General features: G+C 43.3%; 23 protein-coding genes and 1 tRNA gene. 4 read left to right on the forward strand and 20 right to left on the reverse strand.

The annotated features are described in order from the left end of the window. Positions 1-4 precede the first annotated feature (4 nt). The 8 genes from BQ8014_RS10880 to BQ8014_RS10925 all read right to left on the reverse strand — a co-directional run bounded on the left by BQ8014_RS10880 (position 5) and on the right by BQ8014_RS10925 (position 8,065). On the reverse strand, positions 5-967 hold the full coding sequence (locus tag BQ8014_RS10880; protein WP_080905929.1) for a PstS family phosphate ABC transporter substrate-binding protein: 963 nt from the start codon (positions 965-967) through the stop codon (positions 5-7). Positions 968-1,788: 821 nt separating this feature from the next. Next, positions 1,789-2,667, reverse strand: coding sequence for a hypothetical protein (locus BQ8014_RS10890; protein ID WP_080904361.1), 879 nt, complete (start codon positions 2,665-2,667; stop codon positions 1,789-1,791). A gap of 30 nt (positions 2,668-2,697) precedes the next feature. Then, complete coding sequence (locus BQ8014_RS10895) at positions 2,698-3,837, reverse strand: head maturation protease, ClpP-related (protein WP_139785115.1); 1,140 nt, start codon at positions 3,835-3,837, stop codon at positions 2,698-2,700. Positions 3,838-3,927: 90 nt separating this feature from the next. Continuing rightward, the gene (locus tag BQ8014_RS10900; RefSeq protein ID WP_080904363.1) at positions 3,928-4,479 is read right to left on the reverse strand and encodes a hypothetical protein; all 552 of its coding nucleotides are present in this window, start codon (positions 4,477-4,479) and stop codon (positions 3,928-3,930) included. Between the two features lie 200 nt (positions 4,480-4,679). Then, positions 4,680-4,928, reverse strand: coding sequence for a hypothetical protein (locus BQ8014_RS10910; protein WP_080904365.1), 249 nt, complete (start codon positions 4,926-4,928; stop codon positions 4,680-4,682). Between the two features lie 2 nt (positions 4,929-4,930). Next, positions 4,931-5,782 carry an AAA family ATPase gene (locus tag BQ8014_RS10915; protein WP_080904366.1) on the reverse strand — a complete coding sequence of 284 codons (852 nt, stop codon included), beginning with the start codon at positions 5,780-5,782 and terminating at the stop codon, positions 4,931-4,933. Positions 5,783-5,841: 59 nt separating this feature from the next. Then, positions 5,842-7,740 (reverse strand): integrase catalytic domain-containing protein, encoded by a 1,899-nt coding sequence (locus tag BQ8014_RS10920; RefSeq protein WP_160150078.1) that lies wholly within the window; start codon positions 7,738-7,740, stop codon positions 5,842-5,844. Between the two features lie 115 nt (positions 7,741-7,855). Then, a complete protein-coding gene (locus BQ8014_RS10925; protein WP_080904368.1) occupies positions 7,856-8,065 on the reverse strand; it encodes a LacI family DNA-binding transcriptional regulator in 210 nt (69 codons plus the stop codon). Between the two features lie 78 nt (positions 8,066-8,143). Between BQ8014_RS10925 and BQ8014_RS10930 the strand changes: the two genes are divergently transcribed. Both BQ8014_RS10930 and BQ8014_RS10935 read left to right on the forward strand, forming a co-directional pair. Further along, positions 8,144-8,860, forward strand: a complete 717-nt coding sequence (locus tag BQ8014_RS10930; RefSeq protein WP_160150079.1) for a helix-turn-helix domain-containing protein — start codon at positions 8,144-8,146, stop codon at positions 8,858-8,860. Positions 8,861-9,904: 1,044 nt separating this feature from the next. Then, the gene (locus BQ8014_RS10935; protein ID WP_160150080.1) at positions 9,905-10,399 is read left to right on the forward strand and encodes a DUF3836 domain-containing protein; all 495 of its coding nucleotides are present in this window, start codon (positions 9,905-9,907) and stop codon (positions 10,397-10,399) included. Positions 10,400-10,493: 94 nt separating this feature from the next. On the opposite strand, the gene BQ8014_RS10940 is transcribed toward BQ8014_RS10935, so the two are convergent. Genes BQ8014_RS10940 through BQ8014_RS10975 form a run of 8 tightly spaced genes read right to left on the reverse strand, consistent with a single transcriptional unit; the run spans position 10,494 to position 18,992 of the window. Next, positions 10,494-11,648 carry a glycosyltransferase family protein gene (locus BQ8014_RS10940; RefSeq protein ID WP_080904371.1) on the reverse strand — a complete coding sequence of 385 codons (1,155 nt, stop codon included), beginning with the start codon at positions 11,646-11,648 and terminating at the stop codon, positions 10,494-10,496. Between the two features lies 1 nt (position 11,649). Continuing rightward, complete coding sequence (locus BQ8014_RS10945) at positions 11,650-12,894, reverse strand: glycosyltransferase (protein WP_080904372.1); 1,245 nt, start codon at positions 12,892-12,894, stop codon at positions 11,650-11,652. Beyond that, the gene (gene wecB, locus BQ8014_RS10950) at positions 12,891-13,997 is read right to left on the reverse strand and encodes a non-hydrolyzing UDP-N-acetylglucosamine 2-epimerase (protein ID WP_080904373.1); all 1,107 of its coding nucleotides are present in this window, start codon (positions 13,995-13,997) and stop codon (positions 12,891-12,893) included. Before wecB ends, BQ8014_RS10945 begins: the two co-directional genes overlap by 4 nt. Then, entirely contained in the window at positions 13,994-15,328 is a 1,335-nt protein-coding gene (locus BQ8014_RS10955) for a UDP-2,3-diacetamido-2,3-dideoxy-alpha-D-glucuronate deacetylase VimE (protein ID WP_080904374.1), read from the reverse strand. Before BQ8014_RS10955 ends, wecB begins: the two co-directional genes overlap by 4 nt. Next, complete coding sequence (locus tag BQ8014_RS10960) at positions 15,304-16,275, reverse strand: GNAT family N-acetyltransferase (protein WP_080904375.1); 972 nt, start codon at positions 16,273-16,275, stop codon at positions 15,304-15,306. The genes BQ8014_RS10955 and BQ8014_RS10960 overlap by 25 nt, the downstream gene beginning before the upstream one ends. Continuing rightward, on the reverse strand, positions 16,272-17,324 hold the full coding sequence (gene recA / locus BQ8014_RS10965; RefSeq protein ID WP_080904376.1) for a recombinase RecA: 1,053 nt from the start codon (positions 17,322-17,324) through the stop codon (positions 16,272-16,274). Before recA ends, BQ8014_RS10960 begins: the two co-directional genes overlap by 4 nt. 4 nt (positions 17,325-17,328) lie before the next feature. Then, positions 17,329-17,787 (reverse strand): thioredoxin-dependent thiol peroxidase, encoded by a 459-nt coding sequence (gene bcp, locus BQ8014_RS10970; RefSeq protein ID WP_080904377.1) that lies wholly within the window; start codon positions 17,785-17,787, stop codon positions 17,329-17,331. An 11-nt stretch (positions 17,788-17,798) separates the two neighbouring features. Beyond that, positions 17,799-18,992, reverse strand: a complete 1,194-nt coding sequence (locus tag BQ8014_RS10975) for a saccharopine dehydrogenase family protein (protein WP_080904378.1) — start codon at positions 18,990-18,992, stop codon at positions 17,799-17,801. Between the two features lie 353 nt (positions 18,993-19,345). On the opposite strand from BQ8014_RS10975, the gene BQ8014_RS10980 reads away from it, so the two are divergent. Together BQ8014_RS10980 and BQ8014_RS10985 are read left to right on the forward strand one after the other, a co-directional pair. Further along, on the forward strand, positions 19,346-19,840 hold the full coding sequence (locus BQ8014_RS10980; protein ID WP_080904379.1) for a Dps family protein: 495 nt from the start codon (positions 19,346-19,348) through the stop codon (positions 19,838-19,840). Positions 19,841-20,003: 163 nt separating this feature from the next. Further along, positions 20,004-20,078 (forward strand) — tRNA-Val (locus BQ8014_RS10985). A gap of 41 nt (positions 20,079-20,119) precedes the next feature. On the opposite strand, the gene BQ8014_RS10990 is transcribed toward BQ8014_RS10985, so the two are convergent. The 4 genes from BQ8014_RS10990 to BQ8014_RS11005 form a co-directional block, all read right to left on the reverse strand. Next, a complete protein-coding gene (locus BQ8014_RS10990) occupies positions 20,120-20,446 on the reverse strand; it encodes a YnfA family protein (protein WP_234998031.1) in 327 nt (108 codons plus the stop codon). A 56-nt stretch (positions 20,447-20,502) separates the two neighbouring features. Then, a complete protein-coding gene (locus tag BQ8014_RS10995) occupies positions 20,503-22,251 on the reverse strand; it encodes a phospho-sugar mutase (protein WP_080904381.1) in 1,749 nt (582 codons plus the stop codon). A 91-nt stretch (positions 22,252-22,342) separates the two neighbouring features. Then, positions 22,343-25,192 carry an aminomethyl-transferring glycine dehydrogenase gene (gene gcvP, locus BQ8014_RS11000; protein ID WP_080904382.1) on the reverse strand — a complete coding sequence of 950 codons (2,850 nt, stop codon included), beginning with the start codon at positions 25,190-25,192 and terminating at the stop codon, positions 22,343-22,345. A 51-nt stretch (positions 25,193-25,243) separates the two neighbouring features. Further along, positions 25,244-25,885 (reverse strand): MBL fold metallo-hydrolase, encoded by a 642-nt coding sequence (locus BQ8014_RS11005; RefSeq protein WP_080904383.1) that lies wholly within the window; start codon positions 25,883-25,885, stop codon positions 25,244-25,246. Positions 25,886-25,913 lie beyond the last annotated feature (28 nt).

Genomic DNA, 25,913 nt, shown 5'->3' on the forward strand with positions numbered 1-25,913 from the left:
GGGATTAAGGGTTGAGCCGTTCTGTCTCGGTTTTTAGCGTCTCCGCCGGAAGGGAGATATATCCTGTCTCCCCGGCATATTGTTGCCCTTCGGAAAGGATGTAACGCAGGAATTCAATGACTTCCGGTTTTGCCGGTTTTCCTTTGGATACAACATATAATTCGCGCGCCAGCGGCGAACGGTAACGGCCGTCCTTGATGGCCTGAATCAGCGAATCGGTATTCTGGTAAAAGTTCTCTTCCGGGTCTACCTGTCCATTTTCATTAAAGTCTATTGGAAAGATATCCAGATTCTCAAAAGGAACTTTTTTCTGCTGGTCGTAAGCATAGGCGATGTTGTTGAAGCCTACGCCGACACGGTCTTTCTGCACGGCTCCCGATACGCCCGGGTCGCCGTAAACCGCCGTCGCCTTCAGATTCTCCTGCTTTTTTCCGAGCCATTTGGCAAAAGTTTCCGCCGCGCCACAGGCATCCGAGCGTGTGAAAACATGTACGGGGATATTGCTGCCCGTTCCCAGCAGTTCGCCCCAAGTCTTGATTTCCTCGTTCCAGAGGCGTTGGGCAACTTCCTGCTTCAGCCCGGTTTTACGGATCGCTTCGATTTCCGGGTTCTTTGCATTGATTGTTATGACCACCGCATCTTTTACAACGGGTATGGCAAATGCGCCTTTTCCCACTTCTTCCGGATAGATTTCGCGTGAAACCATGCCGAGATCGACAACGCCGGCCAAGGCATCAGTCATTCCCTTTCCGGCTCCGCCTCCCGAAATATCGATTTTTACCTGGGGATGCAATTTTTTAAACTCTTCGGCCCATTTGACAATCATCGGATATAAGGCAAATGCGCCGGATAATTGTATTTCCCCGGTCAATCCGTCGCCCACCGGGGCCTGTTCCTGTTTTCCCTTATTTGAGCAAGAAGTCAGGAGCGTAAGTACGCTCATTAATAAAAGGATTCCTTTTTTCATCAATCTGGTGTTTACTGTTTTCTTCCCTGATGGATATACCCATATCACATCCTATTTTGGTTTATGTTTTACGGAAAACTCCCGTAGCTGCAAAAGTAGTTATTTATCATAAATCCGAAATCCCATAAATAAGGTATATCCATATACCATATGAAGGGTATATAATTTCTCCTTTTATTTTACACGGAGTAGGGGGCAGAACAAATGAAGTCGTGTTGGAAGCAAAGCTCTTGCTTTGCCTATCATTTAAAAAAAAGAATCATTGCGAGGCGGGAGCCTCGCTTTTATCACCGACGGAAGCTGGAGCTTCCGCCGATGTAAGCGGCAAACGAAACAGTTAAGATTGGGCAATCAGGTTTGTTAATAAGGTTACGTCTAATTATTATTTGATTTTGGGTTGAAATAAATCTTTGATTACCTTTGTCGTAACGATGCAATATTTTTTTGCATCATATTTTGAGTTGATTCGAAAAGCAATTAAGGGTTCCTCTGGATAACGTAAATATCTACCTACACTTTAATTGCTTTTCTTTCATCAGTCTTTTGGCGTTTAAAGATAAATACCGGTTAAAGGTTGAAAATGAAATGAAAAATTGATCTTTGATCAGGTTATTATATACCCATTTCTGGGTTCTTCCCCTTTTCTTATTTTCCAATACAATAGATTGTACTTCAATAATCCTCCTTAATACATTTACGTTATCAAAAGCCATTTGCCATTTATTTTTCACAAAGGTATGCTTACAACAGATGCAAGCAAAAGAGAGAGGTCAATATTATCAACCTCTCTCCAAACTGTCAGCATATATGTGGTGAGATACTTAGGCGTTATCCGAAACGATAGCTCCTAAACCTTTGTTTCTTAATGGTACGGCAATGAATCGCTTATCAAAACCGATAATTGTACCACGTTCCTTAGGATCATCGCGCGTAACATACATATATAATTCCCCATCAGCCTTCATCACTTCATCTGCGTGGAAGGAAAATGAACAAAAGCAGGTAGAGGTTGTCGTTGCCCCAAAAGCGACTTTTTTATAGCTTCCTTCAACTATTTCATATACGGGCATCCGGGAAAACTGCAACATGTTAAATCCGGCAAAATTGTAAGGCTTCCCATCCTTTAGGTTGGTAATATCCTTAAACATCTTAACGTCTTGTAAAAGCAAATCAGAAACATGTTGCGGGGCTAAAACCAAATAACGTTTCTCTAATGGGATTTCGGCTATATCGTATCTGTTTTTGAGTTCGATAATATCTTCAAAAATAAGCCTCTTCCTTCCTTGGAACGCATCCCCTGTCGTTTTTATTACCGGAGTGAATATTGTGTCATTACCGGGGGCGAATGCATGTGCGGCCTTTTCTGCTGTTTTTGATCTTAGTGCCGCCCGATGACCCTTGATGACGCTTTCTAACTGATCGTATGAGTATTCTATAACTTCGGGCCTACGAACCAGTGTGTTCTCTGTTTCAAACTTGTCTAATTCAATAGAGATTGGCGTATCCACCCTCTGGATTATTCCTATAGGATAGGTAGTATTGTTTATTAAGACATTAGGATCAACGCCGGCTTCTGCCAAATTTATAACATCATTTTCTACCAAACTGGATAAGTTAAGCGTATATTTTAGAAATGAGCTGTCCGGGTAGAAACCCTCTAATATTTGTTTGATCCAGACTTGCTTGTGTAAAGTTTCCATTTTAAATGATTTTTTAATTGTTTGTAAATGTTATTTAATCTCTTTATTTATCAACCTCTCATAAAGTTGAGGATTCTTTTTTAATTCTTCCGGTGCATATTTCCGGTAATCATCCAAAGTCCAAACGGAGCTGTTTTTCCCAGACTTTTCTGTGTCTTTAATTTCTTCTGAAAGAGGTTTCCTGTCGGGCAGGATATTTGTTAGTCGGACAAATAAATCAAAGTTGTTTTTTGCCAGTATCTTAAGTTCCTCTTTATCCTTGTAATTGACATAATACAATTTCGATCTGATTTCTTTAAAGTAGTTATCTACTTTCTCGTTTAATTTGGATTCATATTCCTTTTCAAGTTTACTTAAATAAATATTTAGAGAATCCGGCGTTTTGTTTCCCATCTCCAATAAATCAGCATAAGAATCTTGATTGATAATGCCTCGTCGTAGGGCACTGCCTAATTTTTCTTCCACACCTTCGGACGGTTGACCATCTATAAGTTTTTTTACCGCCTGAATAATTTCTTCCTCTGTCGGATTGTTTAATCCCAGCAAAGAGGCCAGTTCTGTTAGTAAATCCATATTGTTGTTTTTTGATTTGTTAAAAGGATATTCAGCGGATATACGACTATATATATCATCACTGGATAATCCTGAAAATTCATTTTTGCGCTTAGTAGATATGACTTCATCAATTAATCCGGCAGCTTTAGCCTCCTGCGCAGAAAACCAAGTTTCTTCCCGCATTAACATTGCTATTTCTTCTTTCGTTTTTCCACGTCTGGAAAGAATCGTTCTTAAGCTGTCCGTTATATTGTCTAAACTCTTTTTTTGTTTATCCGTTAGCTTTTCATAAGCAGTTCCTTCAAAATACGGATCATGTATCATTAGTTTTGAATAATCATACATTTTAACCCGGTTTCCGCATACAGCAATAACAGCGGCCATGCTGGCAGCTATTCCTACTATATATACATCAACGTTTGATTTCATTGATAACATAACCGATACAATGGAATAACCTTGATCAACACTGCCGCCCGGACTGTTGATATGTAGATCAATCTGATCTACTTTTCCGTCTAATTCAGCCAGATCATTAGCAAACCGACTACCATCAATATCATTACCTATACTTCCAAATAGCCGAACGGTTCTCTTTTTAGTTTCATTATTCATCTCTTTATCTTTGTACTGTTTAAACACTGTTTGAACTCGTTTCTAATCAATTATCATTATCCGGGCGGAGGTCTGCCTTGTTTGGATAAATCAAACGGCCTTAGCGGCCTTCTTTCGCTTCGGTGCGATTTCTTCTGTAAGTTTGTCAAGAAACTTTTTCGCCTCTGCCGCCCGTTCATAGTCTTCATGCTTTATGAAAATGTTTATATATCCTTTTAATGCTTCTATCTGATCTAAAGTCTCTTGTTTGTCTTTTCTTTTGTGATACATAGCTTCAAACTGCTTTACTGTGCGTTTGAGCTCCTTCAGGGATTGCATGGAGATGGCTTTCTTTACCGTTCCATACTGTTTACAGAAACTATCCAGTTTGGCGGCATTCATAGACCTTTCGTCATGATCGCCGGGTACAATAATTCCGGATTCATAGGCCAAATGCCATATACGCCGTATAATGGTTGTCTTTTCCTGTGATCCTTTCAGGTATTCAATCAGGGACTTTGCTTCTATTAAAGTCATCTCCCGGCTACTTTCCGTTCGCCCATCGGTGAAGCTGTATACAATTTCCGGCTTACGGGCCATAAGATCTAATTGACCTAAAAGCATATGGATAATCTTTAATTGTGCGGATGTTATCGGTCTCATTTTTATTTGTCAATCTATTAAATTATACAGCAAATCATCAATTTCTCGTTTAGCTCTAACTGTATCGGACACAATTACGTATGACAACGCTCTGATACATTTCGCCAAAACTTCCAGAATTACAGAAAATATCATTATAGGTACTCCTATAATCGCCAGGATTAAGAATAACGTAGGCTTCAGATCGCTTCTTTTCATATTCATTTCGTTTCGGATTTTAAACAATTTTGCCGGATTAGCTCAACTTGCTCATCTGATGGTAGCATAGCCCTGATTATATTGCATATATAATAGCGTTCTTTATCATCCTGTAATCCTTCCACGGCGGAATGCAAGGCCTGTAATAAGACATCTATTGTATCTAAATATTCAACACTGCCGCCATTTACAGTTATAGTAAATGTTTCAAGTACTCCATTCTTACTAAAGACAACTCCTTTATGTTCCATGATCAAATTTCCTCCTTCATTACTTTTTCCAAATAAATCTCATTCATCAGGTCTCCGAAACGGCGTTTACGTTTCAAGTCCTTTATACGTTCAGGATCAGTGATCCCGTGTGTCTTACATATTTCCTCTATTTCCTTTGGCTGTAGGCCTACGTATGAATGCCAAAGGTTGATCCGGCGTAAAAACTCTGCGTAGCCCTCTTTTTCCTTAGCCGCCATCTTTACCATATTATCTTTGAAATAAGGCATCCCGGCCAGCACTATACCACAATTACCGGAAACCTTATCCCGGAGTACATGCAGATACAGGATCATTGTCTGATTTAGTTTCCCAGCTTCATCAATGATAACCAAAGGATTTTCCAACTTATTCAGTTCATCTGCCGCCCGGTTGATCATTTCATTCAAATTGCTTTCAAAGGGATAGGCCAACTCACGAAGCAAGGCCAGGAAGAACTGCCGGGGATTCATCGTTTTGTCATAGCAGACATAAAAAACGTTTTTTCGGCGACTGTATGCGCTGATAGCCGTCGTCTTGCCCATTCCGGTATCAGCAGTCAATCCGATCATAAAATGATACTTTCTTGCTTTATCGCAGATTTTAAATGTTGATACAAAATCTGTCGTGGAGAATAGATCATCTACCATATTCCGATTACAGAAATTCCAGATTCTCATCAGCATAGGATTAGATAACTTATCCCAGCGCTCCGCCTCAAGATTGGACAAAGTCGCATCACTGATACCGGATTTTACAGCAAATTCAGCTTTACTGATCGTTTTTTCTTTGCAATACAGGTTCACGGCCTTTTTAATCTCAACCTTTTCAGGTAAATTTGTCAATTCATTTCTCATAAATGCTCACGTTTTTAATGGGAAAGCTTTACCCGGTGTTATTAACGGTAACACCGGGTTTATTCTTCCTCCAGGTATTTATTAATATCAAAGTTTCTTACTTCCTCTTCTGTTGCCAGCATCGGGGATTCACGGCGTTTAACCGCTTTCCTGTCCGCCTCTTCAGGGTCATAGGTTTTAACCTCTTTTACTTTCGGAAAACTGGTTACATTTTCAAGTGAAACCCCCTGTCTCTCCAACTCCCGGCGTAGTTCCCCGTCACGCTCAAATTCTTTTATTAAGTCCTTATTATTCAACTTTGGGTTGATGGAATAGGCGGCATCCTTATCCCTCGAAAAAGCATCTTTCGCAATGCCTTCGAAAGTCTTTTTATTCCCGGTTTTAATACCGTTTAAACGGCCTTTATGCTTGAATAATTTTTCTTTGTCCTCTTCCGTCTGGTCGGCTAATGCCCCGTGTATCTTTTGTTTACGTGGAACAGTTCCTATATACCGGTCATTCTCAACCTCAAACAGGTAGATTTCATCAAAATCAACATAACGTACATGCACGTATTTGTCATTCCATTGATTGAACAGGGATGCTCTTAATTGGAACTCATACAGTACGCCTTCACGAATAATATTGATTTGTCCCCGGCTTACTTTATATTTTGCTGTCCGGGTAAACAGACGTAAACGGTCGAGCATGTCAATCTTAATTGCGTTTTTGCTTTTCTTGGCCTCATACCTTTCATTCCGGGTTAAACCGTCTTTCCCTTTGGCGTTGTTATACTCTGTGATACATTTGATGGCTATCATTCGGATATGTTCTTCTGTCAGCCAGTTCCCGGCTTTCTGATACTGATCCAGTAATTCCTGAGAGGTACGGCCGTCCGGATTTTTAGTTTTTACACCTTCCCCGATATAGCCCGGCATATCTTTACAGTATTGTTCACCAAAGGTTTTAAAACTTCTCTCAACCAATGATTTATAACGTGGGTTACTTGAAGCCGTCCATTGCGTTCCGGCTGTTTTTTCGAGCATATCCTTAAAATAATCGGCCTCGCTTGTTTTGTTGAATGAGTGACAGTCAGAAACGATCTCCAAAGGCAAAACGGATGTGTTTTCAACAGTATTTTCAAGACCTTTCAATATCGTTTCTGTGTTTTCAGATGGTGCGATCTGATAACCGACCACTTTACCACTACAGGCATCTATCACCCAGAAAAGAGTAAGCCGCCGGAATCCTTCCATATAGAAAGGCAAATCCCATCCATCTACCTGCCATTGGATATCCGATTCCGTCGCTCTCTCCATTGATGTATAAGGCAATTTACCGTAGTTATAAGCATCACTTCCATAGCGATCGGAAGCAACAACTGGCATAAGTTGACGAACCCAATTTTTTATTGATGAAAGGGAGGGTTCTTTTTTCTTGTTTTCACGAGCCAGTTCACAAATAAACTTATGAATATACGCACGGCTGTATTTTTTTCCGCTGCGAAGTAACTCAGCAACCCAATAAGTATAAATTTCATCATATTTATTATGAGACCCATCAATCTTGTATTGATGTACCAAGAGTCTCTGAATCCCTTCTTTCTTACATGTATTGATACATGGGTTCATTCGGTTGTAAGCATATTTTCTGGGGTAAAGGCGGTTGTAGGCTTCCCATAGGTTACGCAGTTGGGGTCGTACGCCTTTATCTCCGTGAATATTCAGGATTTCAGCCCATACGGCATGGTGCCGGGCATAGTCTATGGCCTTTTCTAAATCTATATTTAAATCCTTATATACTGGCAAATAAGAAGAATACTGTTTTAGATACGCTCTCTCTAATTGACGATAGTATTGCTGTGTTGTCTCGTTAAATTCCTGCTCCTTTGTTAAGGCTATTAGATTTTCTTTAGAGGGGAGTTTACGCCGTGTATTATTGGGAATAGAATTATATTCTATGTAGATTTTTCCATTCAAAGGAATGTGATTAACTCCTCTCTCTATCCATTTATATACTCTGTTCCTATTTATATTAAAAGCCTTTATAATATACAAATGGCTAATAAATAATCCATTATTATTGTTTATTATTTCATTTTGCATAATTCCATAAGCCCTTTTCCAGCTCTTTTTTTTGGTCGTTATATTTTTTAGCTACTTTAAGAGCCGCTAATTCTATTTTTATGCTATCAAACTCTCCTTTGAAAAACCTGGAGACTGAAACGGTTGTAACACCAGCTTCAATAGCAACTTCTTTGAGGCATCCTCTATAAAGCATTTTTCTCAATTCAGTTCTTTCCATAACGATTTTGTTTATATTTGCGTTATATATAGTTTATTCATGCGCAAATATAACGCTAATATTGATATAAGCAATAATATGGACACAAAAAATAACGCAAAAGGTGCTAAGTTTAAAAAGGTGAGAGAACATTTGAAAATGACACAAAAGGAATTTTCAGACTTGCTCGGAATAAAGCAATCTTATTACTCTGCCATAGAGAGAGGTGAGAAGAATGCAAGTTCAACAGTCGTCAACTCATTAATTTCTATTGGTGTACCTGCCGATTGGTATTACTCGCCATCTCAAGACGAATTACCTTCTTTTGATTCTAATTTAGATATGTACACAAAAAACGTCAACAATATGTCCAATCAGAATAGAGGATATAACTCAATAGTAGATATTGAGCCTCTATATAAAGAAGGAATTATAAATATGGTGGATATTGCAAATACACTTGCTAAATACGCCATTAGTCGATATAATATAGAACATAACACTAATTTCAGTGTTGATTTGTTTCAAAACATTTCAGAAGAACTCACATTGGCTGCTAATTTTTTCAACCTTTTAGGAGAAGGGATGAAGAGAGAACTTGAATCAAAAAGTATAGAATCTTTATTAAAAAGTAAAGGGCGTAATCCAATCACAACAATGGATTTAAGCGAGAATGAAATTATTGAAAAATACAAAAAAGTATATGATGAATATCAGAAATATATTCCGACAATACATGAAATTATAGTTTTAGCAGCCACTAATAACCCTCTAATGGAAAATGCGGTTAAGCATATTTTAAAAACAAAGGATTAGATAATCCTATAAGATAGTAGATACCTCTTTAATGCGCCATCAATATGCATCCTTGATGTACACATTCATATCTAAAATAAGACTATTTTGAGCAAAAAATTAACCTCAAATTAAAATATAGACCCGTTATTACCCTCAAAAGGGCATGAAAATGCACCTTTAATTCAAGTGTATTAACAATTTGACTGTCCATATTCAAAACAACAAAAAACCTATCAAACCATTATGAATAAAGCAATTAAAAGGTATTTCTATATATATCTTATATTAACTTTTTCCCTTACCCCCCACACCGAACATAACTGGAGTTTAAATGCGTTTTCCTTATCCACGCAATTGAGTGTTTGACGGCTATAGAACACGTGTTCTACAGCCGTCAAACACGTGTTTCACAGCCGTAGAACACCTGTTTCACTACTGTCAAACACTCAATCGGATTTACCGAAAACCAAAACCTAAGCATCATCCACCAATTTCTTGCAACCGGCAAGTCACGCCTATGGTCTTTTGACATGCCTTTCCTTGGTTAATAATTATTAATCATTATTCTCTTTCAGATGTGATGCGCACCTGCACATCCTCTCCATAGGCCTTTGTACTGCCCCCAAAAAGTTAGACAAAAAACTTTCGGGGGGTCACTTCACTTTGACACACTTTCAGTTTTTGTAAGTCATTTGTTTAAAACCGTTCATCGTTTATTGTTCATCGTTTATACTTTATTGTTTATTATTATCAATCCTCCTTTCTCATCGAATCTTAGTTTTAATATTTTTTGTATAAATGACAGAACGATTTTGCAACGATTCTCATTTTATTTCGTCTTAATAATAGTACAAAGAATGTAGAAATGCGCATTTTATTCTTTTATTTACTTTTTGTTTTAATGATTAAATACATGAAAAATAGACTATTGTATTATGCTTAGAACATTCCAATGCAAAGAATATATAAAATATTAGTACTATGTGTTGCATAGTACCATATTTATTCTTATGTTTGTGGTGTGATAAGAAAAACAATATCTCAATCAATAAAAAAACGAATATGAAAACGAGAGGAATTAAAATGTTAATCGCAGTTTTAGCGTTCACAATGACAAGTGCAATATCCGTAAATGCGGAAAATTTCTTCTTTGACAAGAAGGAAGTGAACGGGAAAGTAGTTGAATCCATGAAATATGTCATAGGAGATGACGGAAATTATGTGAAACAGTTAAAAAACGATTTCTCCTATGATGCGGACGGACGTTTGACGCGTAAGGTAACCTACCGTTGGGACGATAAGAAGGAGAAGTGGATTCCTCAGTCCAGCATCGACCGGGAGTATAATAATAGAACCGGAACAATGGATGTTTCCTATTCGACTTGGAACGACCGTAAAAAGGAATTCGATGTTCCTACGGAAAGAATAATTTACCAGTTAGATAAAAACGGTGATTTCGTTTCGGCCAACTTTTATAAAGAAGGAGACAAAGAAGGAATACACATCTTCTCTGCAAAGAAAGCGGAAGAGTTGGTTGCCGCAAAAGAATTGAAATAAGAACACATTACTTTTTTATAAACACACTTTTTCAAAATTAATTCAGGGGAGCAGGGTTGGGAAATTCTGCTCTCTTTTTGTGTTTAGAAGGATATCAGTTTTCGGTTCCTTCCGTTCTTTCAATATTCGTAAAAATAAAGGCGGCCAATTTTCCCGCCTGTTCCCTGTTGGAATAGGTGGGAAAAAGAAGGGAAGTGCGGGCGGCGAGATCGGTCTCCGTCAGGCTGCGGGACATTAGTTCCCGACAGGCAGCCACCATTTCATCTTCCGTATCCGCCAAGTGGCAAAGCGACCCCAGTCCGCTTCCGGTAACCATCATCTGGTTGGCGATGGTAAACCGTCCGGCAAACAGACTATTCAGCAGTTTGAGTTTCAGCCCCGTATCCTGAAAGGTAACGAGAAGATGGATCTGCGCCTCATGAATCAGGTATTCCATCCGTTCCTGCGATGGATTCGCCTCGATACGGATGTTAGGGTAGGGGGCTGCCGCTTTTATGAGGACGGGAGGAGGATCCATCCCGGCGATTACACAGGGATATTCCAGCCGGCTGAAGACATGGCGGATCAGATAATCGGCCGCCTTCTCATTTTCCTTGACCGAAAGTTTGGCATGGTAAAGGATGAAATCGCCTTTACCGGTACGGGCCGTAATGCGGTCGTCATTATGAAAACTGGGAAGGAATTCGATGTGGTTCCGGGGAAATTCCCGCTTCAGATAGGCCGTATCCTTCATAGAGACGACAAGCATCAGGTCGGCTGCCGCCAGTTTCTTCTGATAGAGTCTGAAGCGGAATGCTTCCAGGTAATAAAAGCACTTTTTGACAGGATTGGACTCCGCTTTTCCTAATTCACGGTAATAATCATGTTCAATATTGCTTTCGCGGAAAACCTTGAAACGGTTTTTCAGCCGTGGGTCGGACAGGTAATAGCAGGAATGCAGTCCTTCAAAGAGGATCGGATAAGTGTCTTTTAACAAGTTCCCTATCAAGGCCGGATCTTTGCGGCTATACACATTGTAGGGGAGAAGGTTCAGGTTGGAAAGGAGCCCGGTCTTCCTTTTATAATAGAAGACTTGTTCACAATACTTATTTAGCTCTTCCGAAGGGGGACGGTCATAGACAAAACAATGAAGCAAAATCTTTATCCCTTCTGCATGCAAGGCTCTTAATTTATAGAAGATGTCGATTACGCCCCCGTAATTAGCCGGCCATGGGACATTAAGGGCGATGATATGCAGATGCTTTTCCATTTTATGAATGAGTAAGTTCGTTAAATATCCGGATAAATTGTTCAGCCTGGTTCTTGCGGGAATAGCTTTGGACGACTTCATGGTCGACGGGCATCCGGGTTTCTCCCGTCTTCCGCCATTGCTCGTAAAAATGCCGGATGAAAGGCACGACCTCTTCAGTCCGGTGGGCGGAAAGTCCCGCCCGGGCCTCCTGGATCGCTTCTTCCAGGCATCCTTCGTCTCCCCGTACACAAAGGATCGGTTTCGCGACAGCCAGGGATTCGAAGAATTTGGTCGTCATGATGCCCTTGGGACCGTCTCCAACTGCTTTATTTGTCAAAATCAACAGCATGGAGCTTTGGTTGAGTATTTCCGGGATCTCGGAAGCGGGTACATAGCCGAAGAAATCCATATATTCGCGAATGTCGTACTGCTTTGATTCTTGTTCGATGATCTGGCGGGAGGCGACATCGACGTACCAGCGTATGCGGAAAGTCAGCGGGGAAATCGTTTCCTCTTTCGAGAGTTGTGCAACCGCTTCGAAGAGTAATTCCGGATTACGCATGGCCGTACTGAGAATCCGGCCGGTATAAGTCAATAGGAATTGTTCGGTCTTGATAGATTCCGGAAAGAAGAGTTCAGGATCATACCCGTTATAAATCAGGTTGACATTCGGATTATAAGGCTTCAGCATTTCCACATGCCAAGGTGAAACGGTCGTGATACGGTCGGCTGCACGCAGTGCTTTATTCCTGGAATGAAGATTCTTTGCCCGGAATAGACGGGCAATAAGGCGTTCCAATCCGAAAAGTTTGGGCAACGGATGGGCAATGAATTCATTGCCGGTATATTGCTCGATGATATCCCTCAGGTCGATAATGAGGGGAAGGCCCGTCTTGGACGCGACTTTTTGTGCGGCCGGCAAAGGGAATGTACGGTAAGTACTACAAAGAATGAGCTCGAAGGAATGCGATGGAACGAGGCGGAGAGCTGCCTTTGCCATCTTCCGGTTCTTGTAATCGCATAGGATCTCCAGTATAAAGACCAACAACCATTCCAGCCGTTTCAACCATTTTCGCTTCGTTTTATAATACCGGACTTCCGTCACTTCGGCGAAACCGGTAAGGAATGTAAACATATGGTCCGGAAGATGTTCCGTCACTACCACAGGCCGCCATCCGGAACCTTTCAGGTATTTGCATAAATACCCCATTCGCGGCCCGAAAGCCGGCGGAAACTGATCGCAGAGTATTAATAATTCCCTCATGGCCGATTAAATTCATGCATTAATTGATCCACAATTCGGTCGGCGGCATTGCCTGTTCCGTATTCTTTGATCTCTTTTTGTCCGGGAGATTGATTCAGGCATTGAAGGATGTGTGCGGTTTTATAACCGGCCAATTGGTTCCAGCCGGCATCTATTGTTTCCGTCCATTCCGTCTCTTCACGAAGGGTAATGCAGGGAGTACGGTGGAAATAGGCTTCTTTCTGTACTCCCCCCGAATCCGTTAATATCGTGAGCGCCTGTTTCTCCAACATAATCATATCTAAAAACGACAGCGGATCGACCAACTTTACTCCGGGGTTTTGACGAATCAGCGGGAGCAAGCAATATTCCTCCAGGCAATGCTTCGTCCGTGGGTGCAGCGGCAAGACGACCGGACATGCCGGAGTCGCGATTTCGAGTAAGGCGTCGAAAATCTGTGTCATCCGCTCTTTTCGATCCGTGTTCTCCGCCCGGTGCAAGGTGCACAGGTAAAATTGCTTGCGCTGCAGTTGCAAATCTCTTAGAATCGTGGATGTGCGTTCGGACTGTTCTCCGAAAAGGATCGCAGCATCCTGCATGACATCGCCCACATGGAAAACTCCCTTTTCAATACCTTCATCCTTTAAATGATCTACTGCAGCGAAAGTAGGACAAAAAAGAAGGCTCGATACATGATCTGTCAGAATCCGGTTGATTTCTTCCGGCATCTCCTTATTGAAACTGCGTAGGCCGGCTTCGACATGGGCGACAGGCAGGTGCAGCTTCGCCGCTGTCAGGGCACCTGCCAATGTGGAATTGGTGTCACCATAGGTCAGGACATAATCAGGAAGGCTTTCCGTTAAAATCTTTTCGATTTCCACCATCATCCGGGCCGTCATGACTGCATGGCTTCCATTACCGCAATGCAGCTGCCAGACCGGGAGCGGAATCTTCATCTCTTCAAAAAACAGTCCGCTCATATTGGCGTCGTAATGCTGCCCGGTATGCAGGATAAGTTCTTCGAGGGGATCCTGATTTTCCCGGTTCCGGCGGGTAATAGCGCGGCTGACCATGGCCGCTTTGACAAACTGGGGACGCGCACCGACTATTGTAACGATCTTCATTCTAAATTAAGATAATCATCAAAGGCTTCAAACTCTACCATCTCTTTTACCAGCACATTATACAGCCATCCGATATAATTGTAGTCAGAACACCAATCGCTTTCAAGGGATGTGTTATGCCACAACAGGGTAGGCTCGCCTCCGACGCTTATTGTTTCATGTAACAGTTCTATGCTATAAAGAAGCGCCTCCGAGAATTTCAGGTGCATATATTTGCGTTCCGAAAGCGTACAATCCATAATAAGCAACGGATGAAGTACCAAGGGTGTCAACTGGCGGGTATGCGGATTGATCCAACGTACTTCCCGCGAAGTTCCCAGCCGGAAACCAGCTATATCGGCGTACCCCATCGTGAAATCTTCAGTGATCCCCGCGCTGATCAACGCTTCCATATCCTCCGGACGGCGGGAGCGTAAGAAATGGTGGCGATTCCATCGGATCTCTTTACCCAAGATGTCGCACAGGCGCTCTCTTTCCTTAGCTATCAACGAAGGATCGCCACCTGCCTCATAACTGGCATGCAGTCCCATTTCTACGCCCATCTCTTCGCAGAATTTCAACAGAGTGCGCATATCCTTCGACTTGAAAGAATAATGCGGCCTGTCGTGTTTGGTATGTCCGCCGGATCGGAAAAACATAATGCAATGACAAGGAAACGGGACACGCGCCTTGAAGTATTCGAATTTGTAAAACATCTCCGGGAATTTATAATACGGATCCCAGGATAATTTGCCTGTTTTTACATCCCATGCTTCCTTAAGGTTTCTATTTTTAATCAAGGCACGCAGGACGCTTCGCCAGGTACGGTATTTGAAAGGGACGTCTACATCATGCGTCAAATAAAAGTTATGGAAATGTTGGTCTACTTTTTCGATCGGAAAGCCGGCTTTCCGCAAAATTTTCCGGAGGATAAGGCCGTATAGATCCACGAGCGGACGTTTTATAAATCCAGCCCGGTAAGGAAGGGATTCTTTCCCGGGGAAACGTCCGTGCTCGTCATGCACCTCCGGGCGCACCATTTCTTCATAACGTGTCATGAGGAAATAAGCGCCGGCAACCAGGTCGGCATAGATAATCCAAGTGTCTCCGCGCTGTTCGATACGGGGCTCTCCGAATAAAACCGGGACTCCCTCCAGTTCGGGCAAAGGAAGAGTCGGCAGAGAGGACGTTTTTCCATAAGTTCCATCCGAAAAAAACGGGGATGCCACAATCACGACTTTGTATAAGCCGAACTTTTCTTCCTCGGACGTATAGCCTATACTTTTATATATTTCTTCCGGAACTTCACTGCGAATCAGGTAGCGAATCAGGTAGCGAATCGTTTCTTCCATAACCGTTTTTCCAATTTAAGCCAAACTCTATATAATAAACTGATCTTACCCTTGGTTATTGTATGGAATGGGGTTTGAATGCCTCCGAATTCCCGGAAGAAACGTTCGACACCGGGTAGCATAGAACCTTCGAAGTCGAAGGTATCAGTATATTCCGACACCCTTCGGATAGCTTCCCACATCACCAGACTATGTGCACCGGAAGCCCTGAATTCAGGATCACCGCCGCCTGCAATATAATAAGCTGAACTCTTCTGCCAGACAATAAATACCGCCGCATGCAGCCGCCCTTTCTCATCATATCCGCCGAAAAGTTCGCCTTGGTTGCGCTCCCGGGCTACCCGGATCAAACGGCGGAGGACATCCGGATCCTGCTTGTTGCGCTTATGCTGCCGCTTGAATGTCAGCGATTGGATACGCAGGAAGTCCTCAGCAGACATATCCGTCCGGACTGTTATTTTATATTGCTTTCCGGCTTTATTGATATTGCGCCGCGTATGGGGACTCATTTGTTTCCATAATGCCGATGAATCCGTAATATTCCGTAGAATATAAGTATACCGCGTTGTCTGCCGGTATCCCTCCCAGTAGAAAGGAAGCCAGTCGGTTATTTCGTAATTGAAGTTCTGAAGAAAATGCGGATATTTTTTTAACGATTCAAGCATCTTTTTACACAACATCTGGCGATATCCCAGAACGGTCGTATACTTTGCATCGGCCGCTTCCGGCGCATACCAGGGTCCCATCGTTTGTGTATAGGGAGGCATCGAAATGATTCCCTTATGAGGTGTATAGTAGGGAAGTACGGCCTGTACATTCCCCTTCTCTTCTATGAATAAAGCATCCCAATTTGCTTCGCCACACACAATATCCAGCCACCAGTCACGTGAAAAGAGAGAGAGGCCTTCTTCGGTCTGACAAAGCAAACGATACTTTTCCCGGTTCATCTCTTTAATGCTTCGAATATCAATCCTTCCAGTTCTTCGGCCAGTTCGGGGTTATCATTGATACATTGTTTGGCTGCGTCGCGTCCTTGCCCTAATTTTGTGTCATTATAGCTGTACCAGGAACCGCTTTTCTTGATGATATTCAGATCGGAGCCCAAATCGACAATTTCTCCGGAATGGGATATCCCTTCACCGAACATGAGATCGAATTCGGCCTTGCGGAAAGGAGGAGCCACCTTATTCTTCACTACCTTCACCCGCACTTGGTTTCCTTTCACCTCGTCTCCGTCCTTCAATGCGCCGATTTTACGGATGTCCAGGCGGACGGAAGCATAGAATTTCAAAGCGTTTCCTCCGGTCGTCGTTTCGGGATTCCCAAACATGACGCCGATCTTGTCACGCAGCTGATTGATAAAGATACAAGTCGTGTTTGTCTTGCTGATTGCTGCCGTCAGTTTCCGCAAAGCCTGCGACATCAAGCGCGCCTGCAATCCCATTTTGCTGTCGCCCATGTCTCCTTCCAGTTCCGCTTTTGGCGTCAGGGCGGCTACCGAGTCGATCACCACGATATCGACTGCGGAAGAACGGATCAGCTGCTCCGCAATTTCCAGCGCCTGCTCTCCGCTATCTGGTTGGGAAATCCACAGGTTTTCGATATCCACGCCTAACTTCTCCGCATAGAAGCGGTCGAAGGCATGTTCCGCATCGATGAATGCAGCGATTCCACCCTGTTTCTGCGCTTCGGCAATGGCATGAATGGCTAAGGTCGTTTTACCGGACGATTCCGGGCCATAGATCTCGATCACGCGGCCCCTTGGATAACCACCGACTCCCAAAGCCGCATTCAAGGCGATCGAACCGGTCGGAATGACCTCTATATCTATGATGGATTCGTCACCCAACTTCATTATGGATCCTTTCCCGTAACTTTTCTCTATCTTCTCCGTCGCAGCGCGCAAGGCTTTTAATTTGTCTGTATTTACAGCTTGCTTGGTTCCTTTATCGAAATCAATCAATTCGTTTTTTTCTTCTTTTTCTTCTTTTGCCATAATTTTATTTATTCAGGATTTGGTTCGCATGATCGCTTGTCTTTACTTCTTTCGGACCAATGATTTTTTCCACAATGCCCTCTTCGTTAATGATAAAAGTGGTGCGGAGGGTTCCCATATAGGCGCGCCCGTATAACTTTTTCTCAGCCCATACTCCAAACAATTGCTGAAGGGCGGTATCCGTATCCGCGATTAAACGGAAGGGTAGTTGTTGCTTCTCTATAAAGCCGCGATGCGACCTAGCGCTGTCTTTGCTCACCCCGATCACCTCGTACCCGGCGGCTTTCAGGGCCGGATAACCGTCTCTCAGGCTGCAGGCTTCGGCCGTACATCCGCTTGTATTATCCTTCGGATAAAAGTATAAAGCAATCTTTTTACCTTTATAGTCGCTACGTTTGACTTCTTTACCGTCCTGATCCAGACCTAACAGATCAGGAACCTTATCTCCAACTTGTATTGCCATCTGATTTTTCGTTATAATTCTATGTTAATATTGAACTGTTCGTGCCAAGGCAATCCTTGTTCATTCAACTCTTTCATGAACGGATCCGGATTGAATTCTTCCGTGTTATAGACTCCGGGCTTCTTCCATACACCCTGAAGAAACAACTTGGCGCCGATCATTGCCGGCACTCCGGTCGTGTAACTGACACCTTGGGCTCCGGTTTCTTTATAGGCCGCCTGATGACTGCAATTATTATATACATAATAAGTCAGTTCCTTTTCGTCCTTCAGGCCGCGGATCCTGCAACCTATGGATGTTTCGCCGGTATAATTCTCTCCCAGCTCGCCCGGATCGGGCAGAACGGCTTTCAGAAACTGTATCGGCACGATTTCCACGCCTTTATATAGTACAGGTTTGATGCTGGTCATTCCGATATTCTGCATGACACGCAAATGTGTCAGGTATTCTTGTCCGAATGTCATCCAGAAACGCGCGCGGCGGATCGTCGGAAAGTTTTTGACCAGGCTTTCCAGCTCCTCATGATACATCAGGTAGGATTCCCGTGGGCCGACTTCCGGGTAATGAATGGGTTGATGAACCGACAGGGGGTCGGTTTCTTTCCATACGCCATCCTCGTAATATTTTCCCCGCTGGGTAATCTCGCGGATATTGATTTCCGGATTGAAATTGGTTGCGAAAGCCTTATGGTGGTCTCCGGCGTTGCAATCCACAATGTCGAGGTATTGTATCTCGTCAAAATGATGCTTCGCGGCGTAGGCGGTATAGACGCCCGTCACACCCGGGTCGAAACCGCATCCCAGAATTGCCGTCAGCCCTGCTTCCCTGAATTTCTCCTGATAAGCCCATTGCCAACTATATTCATATTTAGCCTGGTCCAACGGTTCATAGTTTGCCGTATCCAGATAGCTGACACCGTATTGCAGGCACGCGTCCATGATCGACAAATCCTGGTAAGGCAGAGCCAGGTTGACTACCAGATCCGGTTGGAAGGACCGGAACAAAGAAACGAGTTCGTCCACCTTGTCGGCATCCACCTGTCTTGTTTGTATCTGTATGTTTTTAATGTCGGCGGCAATCTTGTCACATTTACTTTTTGTACGGCTGGCTAACATGATTTCTGTGAACACATCCGCATTCATCGCCATCTTTTTGACAGCAACGGTGCTTACCCCACCGGCTCCAATAACGAGTACTCTTCCCATTTACTAATTTGCTTAATCTTTATTTATAATTAAATTGAAAAATACCAAGATATTTAGGAACAAATATACAATTATTCTGCAATTATTTCAGTTCATTCACACCCAATATTGTGTTTGATCAGAGGCTTTGCCTCTTTGATACATTATTTAATTTATTTTAAAAAACAAAGACTCTTGTATACTTGTTTATACAATGCATATGAGGGAAAGTAACAACATTTCCAATATATGGAACGGCATTGAATGAATAGACAATATTGATGAATACATTGATATTATCAGTTTGACAGGTAAATGTAGATTAGTATATTTGTGATGAATAGAAATGTAGTACAATTTAAATAGTTAATATTATGGCAAAAACATTGGATTTTATTCATTTGGATGCAGCAGGCGCTGAAAAAGTAGTAAAAGGTTTAGCACAACTTTTAGCTGATTTCCAAGTTTATTACACCAACCTCCGTGGTTTTCACTGGGAAATAAAAGGACATGGTTTTTTTACACTGCACAGTAAATTTGAAGAGTTCTATAATGATGCGGCAGAAAAAGTCGACGAACTGGCCGAACGTATCCTAATGTTGGGCGGAACTCCTGAAAACAAGTTCAGCGAATATCTTAAAATAGCTAAGATCAAAGAAATTTCCGGCGTTACTTACGGAGAAGAGGCAGTAAAAAGCATCCTTGATACATATAGTTACCTGATCAAGGAAGAACGTACGCTTTTAGCTACGGCATCCGAATATGGAGACGAAGCGACAGTCAATTTGTTGAGCGACTATCTGCAAGAACAAGAAAAAACTGTTTGGATGCTGGTTGCATTTCTAAGCGGTTCTCATGGGCAGAAGTAAATACTTTTTGTTTTTATTTGATTGATTTTTATTGTTTAATAAGTGAAAGAGGCATCTCAAAAGGGTGCCTCTTTTCATTTTTTGTATAAATCCTTTCGATCATGAAAAAGCAAAAGGGTATTGCAGATTGATAAAATTCGTCTATCTTTGCACCACCTAAGTTGAATTGTTAGCTCAGTTGGTTTAGAGCATTACCTTGACAGGGTAGGGGTCGCTGGTTCGAGTCCAGCACAGTTCACGAAAAAGAGGTCCGTTAATAGTTCTGACGGATCTTTTTTTTTATGATCGAGGGGAGTAATAGATAATACAAACACCAAGCAAAGCGATCAAGGCCCCGATAATATCATACTTGGTAGGCGTATATTTATCAAATATAAAGGCCCAGAGTAGCGATAACACAATAAAAAAACCTCCGTAAGTTGCGTATACTTTTGCAAAATCCGAGGCTTGGAGAGTTGCAACAAGTCCATAAAGAACCATTATGATTCCTCCCAAAATGCCATACCATAACGATTTTCCTTCTCTGACTGTTTGCCAGATCAGATAACCGCCTCCTATTTCACAAATGCCGGCAAGAATAAAAATCAAGATGGATTTTAAAATCATCCAAATAATTGATATAAATCGTCCCCACATTTGCTGTGGGGACGATTCAAGATTGTTTATATTCCTAAAGATTGTTTGATCTGTTCAATCTTTTCTTCCGCCTGAATTTTGGCTTTCTCCAATTCTTCCGGAGTACTTACCTTGTAATGCACTTCACAGTAGAACTTGATCTTAGGTTCGGTTCCGGAGGGGCGGATAGATACCTTCGTATTATCTTCCGTATAGTATTGCAAGACATTGGAAGTCGTAGGCATATCCAGCGTTATCGTTTCGTTATCGATATAACTATAGCCCTTCAACGAAACATAATCGTAGAGGAGGGTCACTTTCGAACCTGCGATCTCCGTCGGGGGATTTTCCCGGAAACGCTTCATCATCGCTTCGATTTCTTCCGCTCCGCTCTTTCCTTTCTTCACCACCGAGATACCTACTTCTTTGGAATAGCCGTATTCCAGATAAATCTTTTGCAGAACGTCATAAAGGGAAAGCCCCTGGTCTTTTGCCCATGCAGCAATTTCCGCCAAGATACAACAAGCGGATACGGCATCCTTGTCACGAACAAAGTCTTCACATAAGAAGCCGTAGCTTTCTTCGCCTCCGCCTATATAGCTTTTCTTCCCTTCATTGGCTCTCATCACATTGGCGATCCATTTGAATCCGGTATATACATCGTATAGTTCCACCCCGTTCTTTTCAGCTATTGTACGGATTGTTTCGGTGGTTACAATTGTTTTTACAATGTATTCCTTGCCTTTCAGTTTGCCTAATTCCTTCCAACGGGTGATCAGGTAATAAACGAAAAGGATAGCAGTCTGGTTTCCATTCACCAAAATCCATTCTCCCTTGTCATCTTTGATGGCTGCTCCGACACGGTCGCCATCCGGATCGGAAGCCAATACCAGTTCGGCGTCGGTTTCTTTGGCTTTTGCCACAGCCAGTGCCAAAGCGGCCGGCTCTTCCGGATTCGGCGAAATGACCGTAGGAAAATCTCCGCTGACCACATCCTGTTCGGGAACATGGATGATATTCTTAAAGCCAAAGGCGGCCAATGATTCGGGAATAATATGGACTCCGGTACCATGAATTGGCGTATAAACGATCTTCATGTCCTTATGCCTGGCAATTGCTTCTGGAGAAAGGGAGATGGTCGTTAAATCATGGATATATTGTTTATCGATTTCGGAGCCTATGATCTCTATCAGCTCCTTATTCCCCTTAAAATTGATGTTACCGGCATTCTTGATTTTGTTAACCTCTGCAATCGTGTTTTTATCGTGAGGATTAATCATTTGGGCCCCGTCATCCCAATAAGCTTTATATCCGTTGTATTCCTTCGGATTGTGAGAAGCGGTCAGGATAACACCGCTTTGGCATCCTAATTTGCGAATCGTGTAAGAAACTTCGGGAGTCGGACGAAGATTTTCGAATAAATAGACTTTAATGCCATTAGCCGAAAAGATATCCGCTGATATCTCCGCAAACTTCCGACTGTTGTTCCGGCAATCATGACCGATAACAACCTTGATTTGTTCCAAGTCGGCAAATTCTTTTTTAAGATAGTTGGATAACCCTTGCGTAGCGGCTCCGACCGTATATTTATTCATTCGATTGGATCCTACGCCCATAATGCCGCGTAAGCCGCCCGTACCGAATTCCAGGTCTTTGTAGAAAGATTCTATGAGTTCTGTCGGATCTTCGTTTTCCAACATTCTTTTCACTTCTTCACGGGTCTCGGCATCATAATTCTTACCGAGCCACACATTCGCCTTATTTCTGATAAGATTTACTAATTCTTCGTTTGCCATGCTAATTATGTTTACTTGGATTTACAAATATACAAATTTTACAGTTATCAAAAGGAATCCCAATGAATGGTTTTGTCCTATTATTTAATTATTATTCGCAGCCGCAAATAGTTGGAATCAAATTACGGTCGCCATAAGCATTATCTACACGCGCCACATTTATCCAGAACTTGCTCTCATGCAACCAATCCAGCGGATAGGCGGCTTTACTCCGGGAGTACGGATGTTTCCATTCGTCCGAAGTGATTTCATACTCCGGGTGAGGAGCATTTTTTAATACATTATCTTCTTTTGCAGCCTTTCCTTTTTCCACCTCCCTAATCTCTTCCCGGATGCAAAGCATGGTTTCGACAAAGCGGTCCAACTCTCTTTTGCTTTCACTTTCCGTCGGTTCGATCATCAGCGTACCGTGTACCGGGAAGGATAGCGTCGGAGCATGATAGCCGAAATCCATCAGCCGTTTGGCGATATCTCCTTCATCTATTCCAGAGCGTTCCTTAATCGGACGGAATTCCAAGATCAATTCGTGGCCTACGCGTCCGGTCGCTCCGGTATAAACAATGCCGTATGCTTCCTTCAACTTGGCCGCCAGATAGTTGGCGTTCAATATCGCGATCTTGGTAGCCAAGGTCAGTCCTTCCGTTCCAAGCATCCGGATATAGGCGTAAGCGATCGGAAGAATCCCGGCGCTACCGAAAGGCGCTGCAGAAACCGTGTTCCGGTCATTGCCGAACAGAACCGGGTGGGACGGCAGGAAAGGTATCAGGTGGGGAGCCACGCAGATGGGCCCTACGCCCGGGCCGCCTCCTCCGTGCGGAGAAGCGAAGGTTTTATGCAAATTCAGATGGCAGACATCCGCTCCGATCTTTCCGGGATTGGTCAGTCCGGTCTGTGCGTTCATATTCGCTCCATCCATATAGAATTGTGCGCCATAGTCATGAATGATTTGGCACATTTCCCTGATATCCGTTTCAAAGATACCGTGGGTCGAAGGATAGGTAATCATGGTAGCTGCAAGATGCTCCTTGTTGGCTTCGGCTTTCGCCCGGAAATCTTCCAAATCGATATTTCCTTGTTCATCACATTTCACCGTAACGGTTTCATATCCGCATTGTACGGCGGAAGCCGGATTGGTGCCATGCGCCGAAGAGGGGAGCAATACAGTATTCCGGTGGCCTTCCCCTATGCTTTCCAGATAGGAACGGATGACACGAAGTCCCGCATATTCGCCGGCTGCCCCGGAGTTGGGTTGCAGGCTGACTCCCTTCAGGCCGGTTATCTCCGCCAGATAAGAAGACAGGTTACCTATTAATTCGGCATAGCCTTCCACCTGGTCTTCCGGTGCATAGGGGTGAATATTCTGGAAACCGGAGAGTCCTAAAGGCAGCAGTTCCGAAGCAGCATTCAGCTTCATTGTACATGAACCTAAGGAAATCATGGAGTGCGCCAGGGAAATATCCCGGCGCTCCAGGCGTTTGATGTAACGCATCAGTTCCGTTTCGGAATGATAAAGCTTGAATGTGCTTTCCTGCAGGAAATCCGAAGTTCTCAAAAATGCCTTATCAAAATAAATCTCCGATTCAGGGGATTTATCCAAAAGATATTCGACTCCGGCTGCCCCGGAAAAAATATATAACAAGGCGCCTATATCTGTCAACTGGGTTGTTTCATCAAGGCTGATGCCGACTTGCCCTTCTTTGTAATAGCGGAGATTGACCCCACATTCCAAGGCGATCGTCCGCAGCGCTTCTATTGAAACAGCCGGAAGCAGATCTATTTTCAATGTATCGAAATAATTTTTATTAAGCTGCCGATAACCCAGACGTTCCAATTCGTGTGACAAAAAACCGGCATACGAATGGATGCGGGAGGCAATGTCTTTCAGCCCGTCGGCACCGTGATAAACGGCATAGAATCCGGCCATGGTGGCTAATAAAGCCTGTGCCGTACAGATATTGGAAGTCGCTTTTTCCCTCTTTATATGTTGTTCACGGGTTTGTAAGGCCATCCGGAAGGCATTATGCCCGTAGACATCTTTGGAAAGGCCGATGATCCGGCCCGGAATCGCCCGCTTATACTCTTCCTTTGTGCTGAAATAAGCTGCAGAAGGGCCACCATAAAACAAGGGAATACCCAGGCGTTGAGTACTTCCCAACGCAACGTCCGCTCCCCATTCTCCCGGAGGTGTCAACAGGGCCAGGCTTAAAAGGTCGGCCGCAACGACTACGCGTACATTCTGCCCATGGGCCCGGGTGACAAAATCCCTATAATCTTCAATCGAACCGTCGCTATTCGGGTATTGGACAAGTGCTCCGAAGATCTGCCCGTTAAACTCGAAAGACCGGTAATCGCCTGTTACAATCTCAATTCCCTGGGGAAGGAGACGGGTATGAAGCACCGCCCGGGTCGATTCGAATACTTTCCGATCGACAAAAAACGTATTGGCCCCTGCCTTGATTTGTTCCCGACTGCGCGTTGCATGAAGCATTGAAGCTGCTTCCGCAGCCGCCGTCGCTTCATCCAACAGGGAGCAATTGGCGAGAGGCAAGCCCGTCAGTTCGGAAACCACCGTCTGGAAATTAATCAGAGCCTCCAGGCGTCCTTGTGAGATTTCTGCCTGATAAGGAGTGTAAGAAGTGTACCAGACCGGATTCTCGAATACATTACGATAGATAACGGCAGGGCAAACAGTATCGTACCAACCCATTCCTATATAGGATTTATAGACTTCATTTTTAGAGGCCAATTCGGAAATATGGGTGGCAAATTCGTGTTCGCTCATTGCCTCCGGTAGCATCAAAGGATGCTGGAGTCGGATATCGGATGGAATGACCTGATCGATCAGTTCGTCTAATGATTTCACTCCAATAGCCTGCAGCATTTCAGGAAGATCCCCCTCTGAGATACCAATATGCCGGTTTGCAAATTTTGTTGTGTCCATTACTTTTGTGCTTATGTCTATTCTCTACAATATAATATTAAATATAAAATATCAGTATAAATAAGGATTGTTTTTCTTTTCTTCCCCGATTGTAGTCTCCGGCCCATGTCCCGGATATACGACTGTCCGGTCCGGTAAGGTGAGAAGTTGCTCCTGGATGGAAGAGATCAACGTCTCCGTGCTGCCTCCCCATAAATCGGTCCTCCCGATGCTGCCCCGGAATAATGCGTCGCCGGCAATGACAAAACCGTCCGGCTCGCTATAGAAAGCCAAGCTTCCGGGAGAATGTCCGGGCACAAACAGGCACTTGAGGGAAGAATTTCCGAAAGAAACAATATCTCCCGGTTCCAGATATGTGCCGACGGGAACGGCCATGACGGGAAGTTGCATTCCGAAGGCGCGGGCCTGCTCTTCCGAAGCCGGCAATTGCTCTTCTTCGAAGTGGTGCGCTTCCGGCTTCAAGTCGTATGTCTTATGGATGAATGCATTTCCGAAGATATGATCCACATGCAAATGCGTGCAGAGCAAATGAACCGGGGTAAGCTTATTTTGGGTAATAAATAGTTGAAGCTGCTGTTCTTCAGCTGGAAACAGGCATCCGCTATCGATCAAAACCGCCTCTCCGGTCTCATCGTATAGCAGATAGGTGTTTTCGGAAAAGTAATTGAATGTAAACTTCTTTATTTTGATCATAGCGGCAGGTACACTATTTTTTTTGTTT

Origin of the sequence: Parabacteroides sp. Marseille-P3160 (assembly GCF_900162725.1) — a bacterium.
Classification (GTDB): domain Bacteria; phylum Bacteroidota; class Bacteroidia; order Bacteroidales; family Tannerellaceae; genus Marseille-P3160.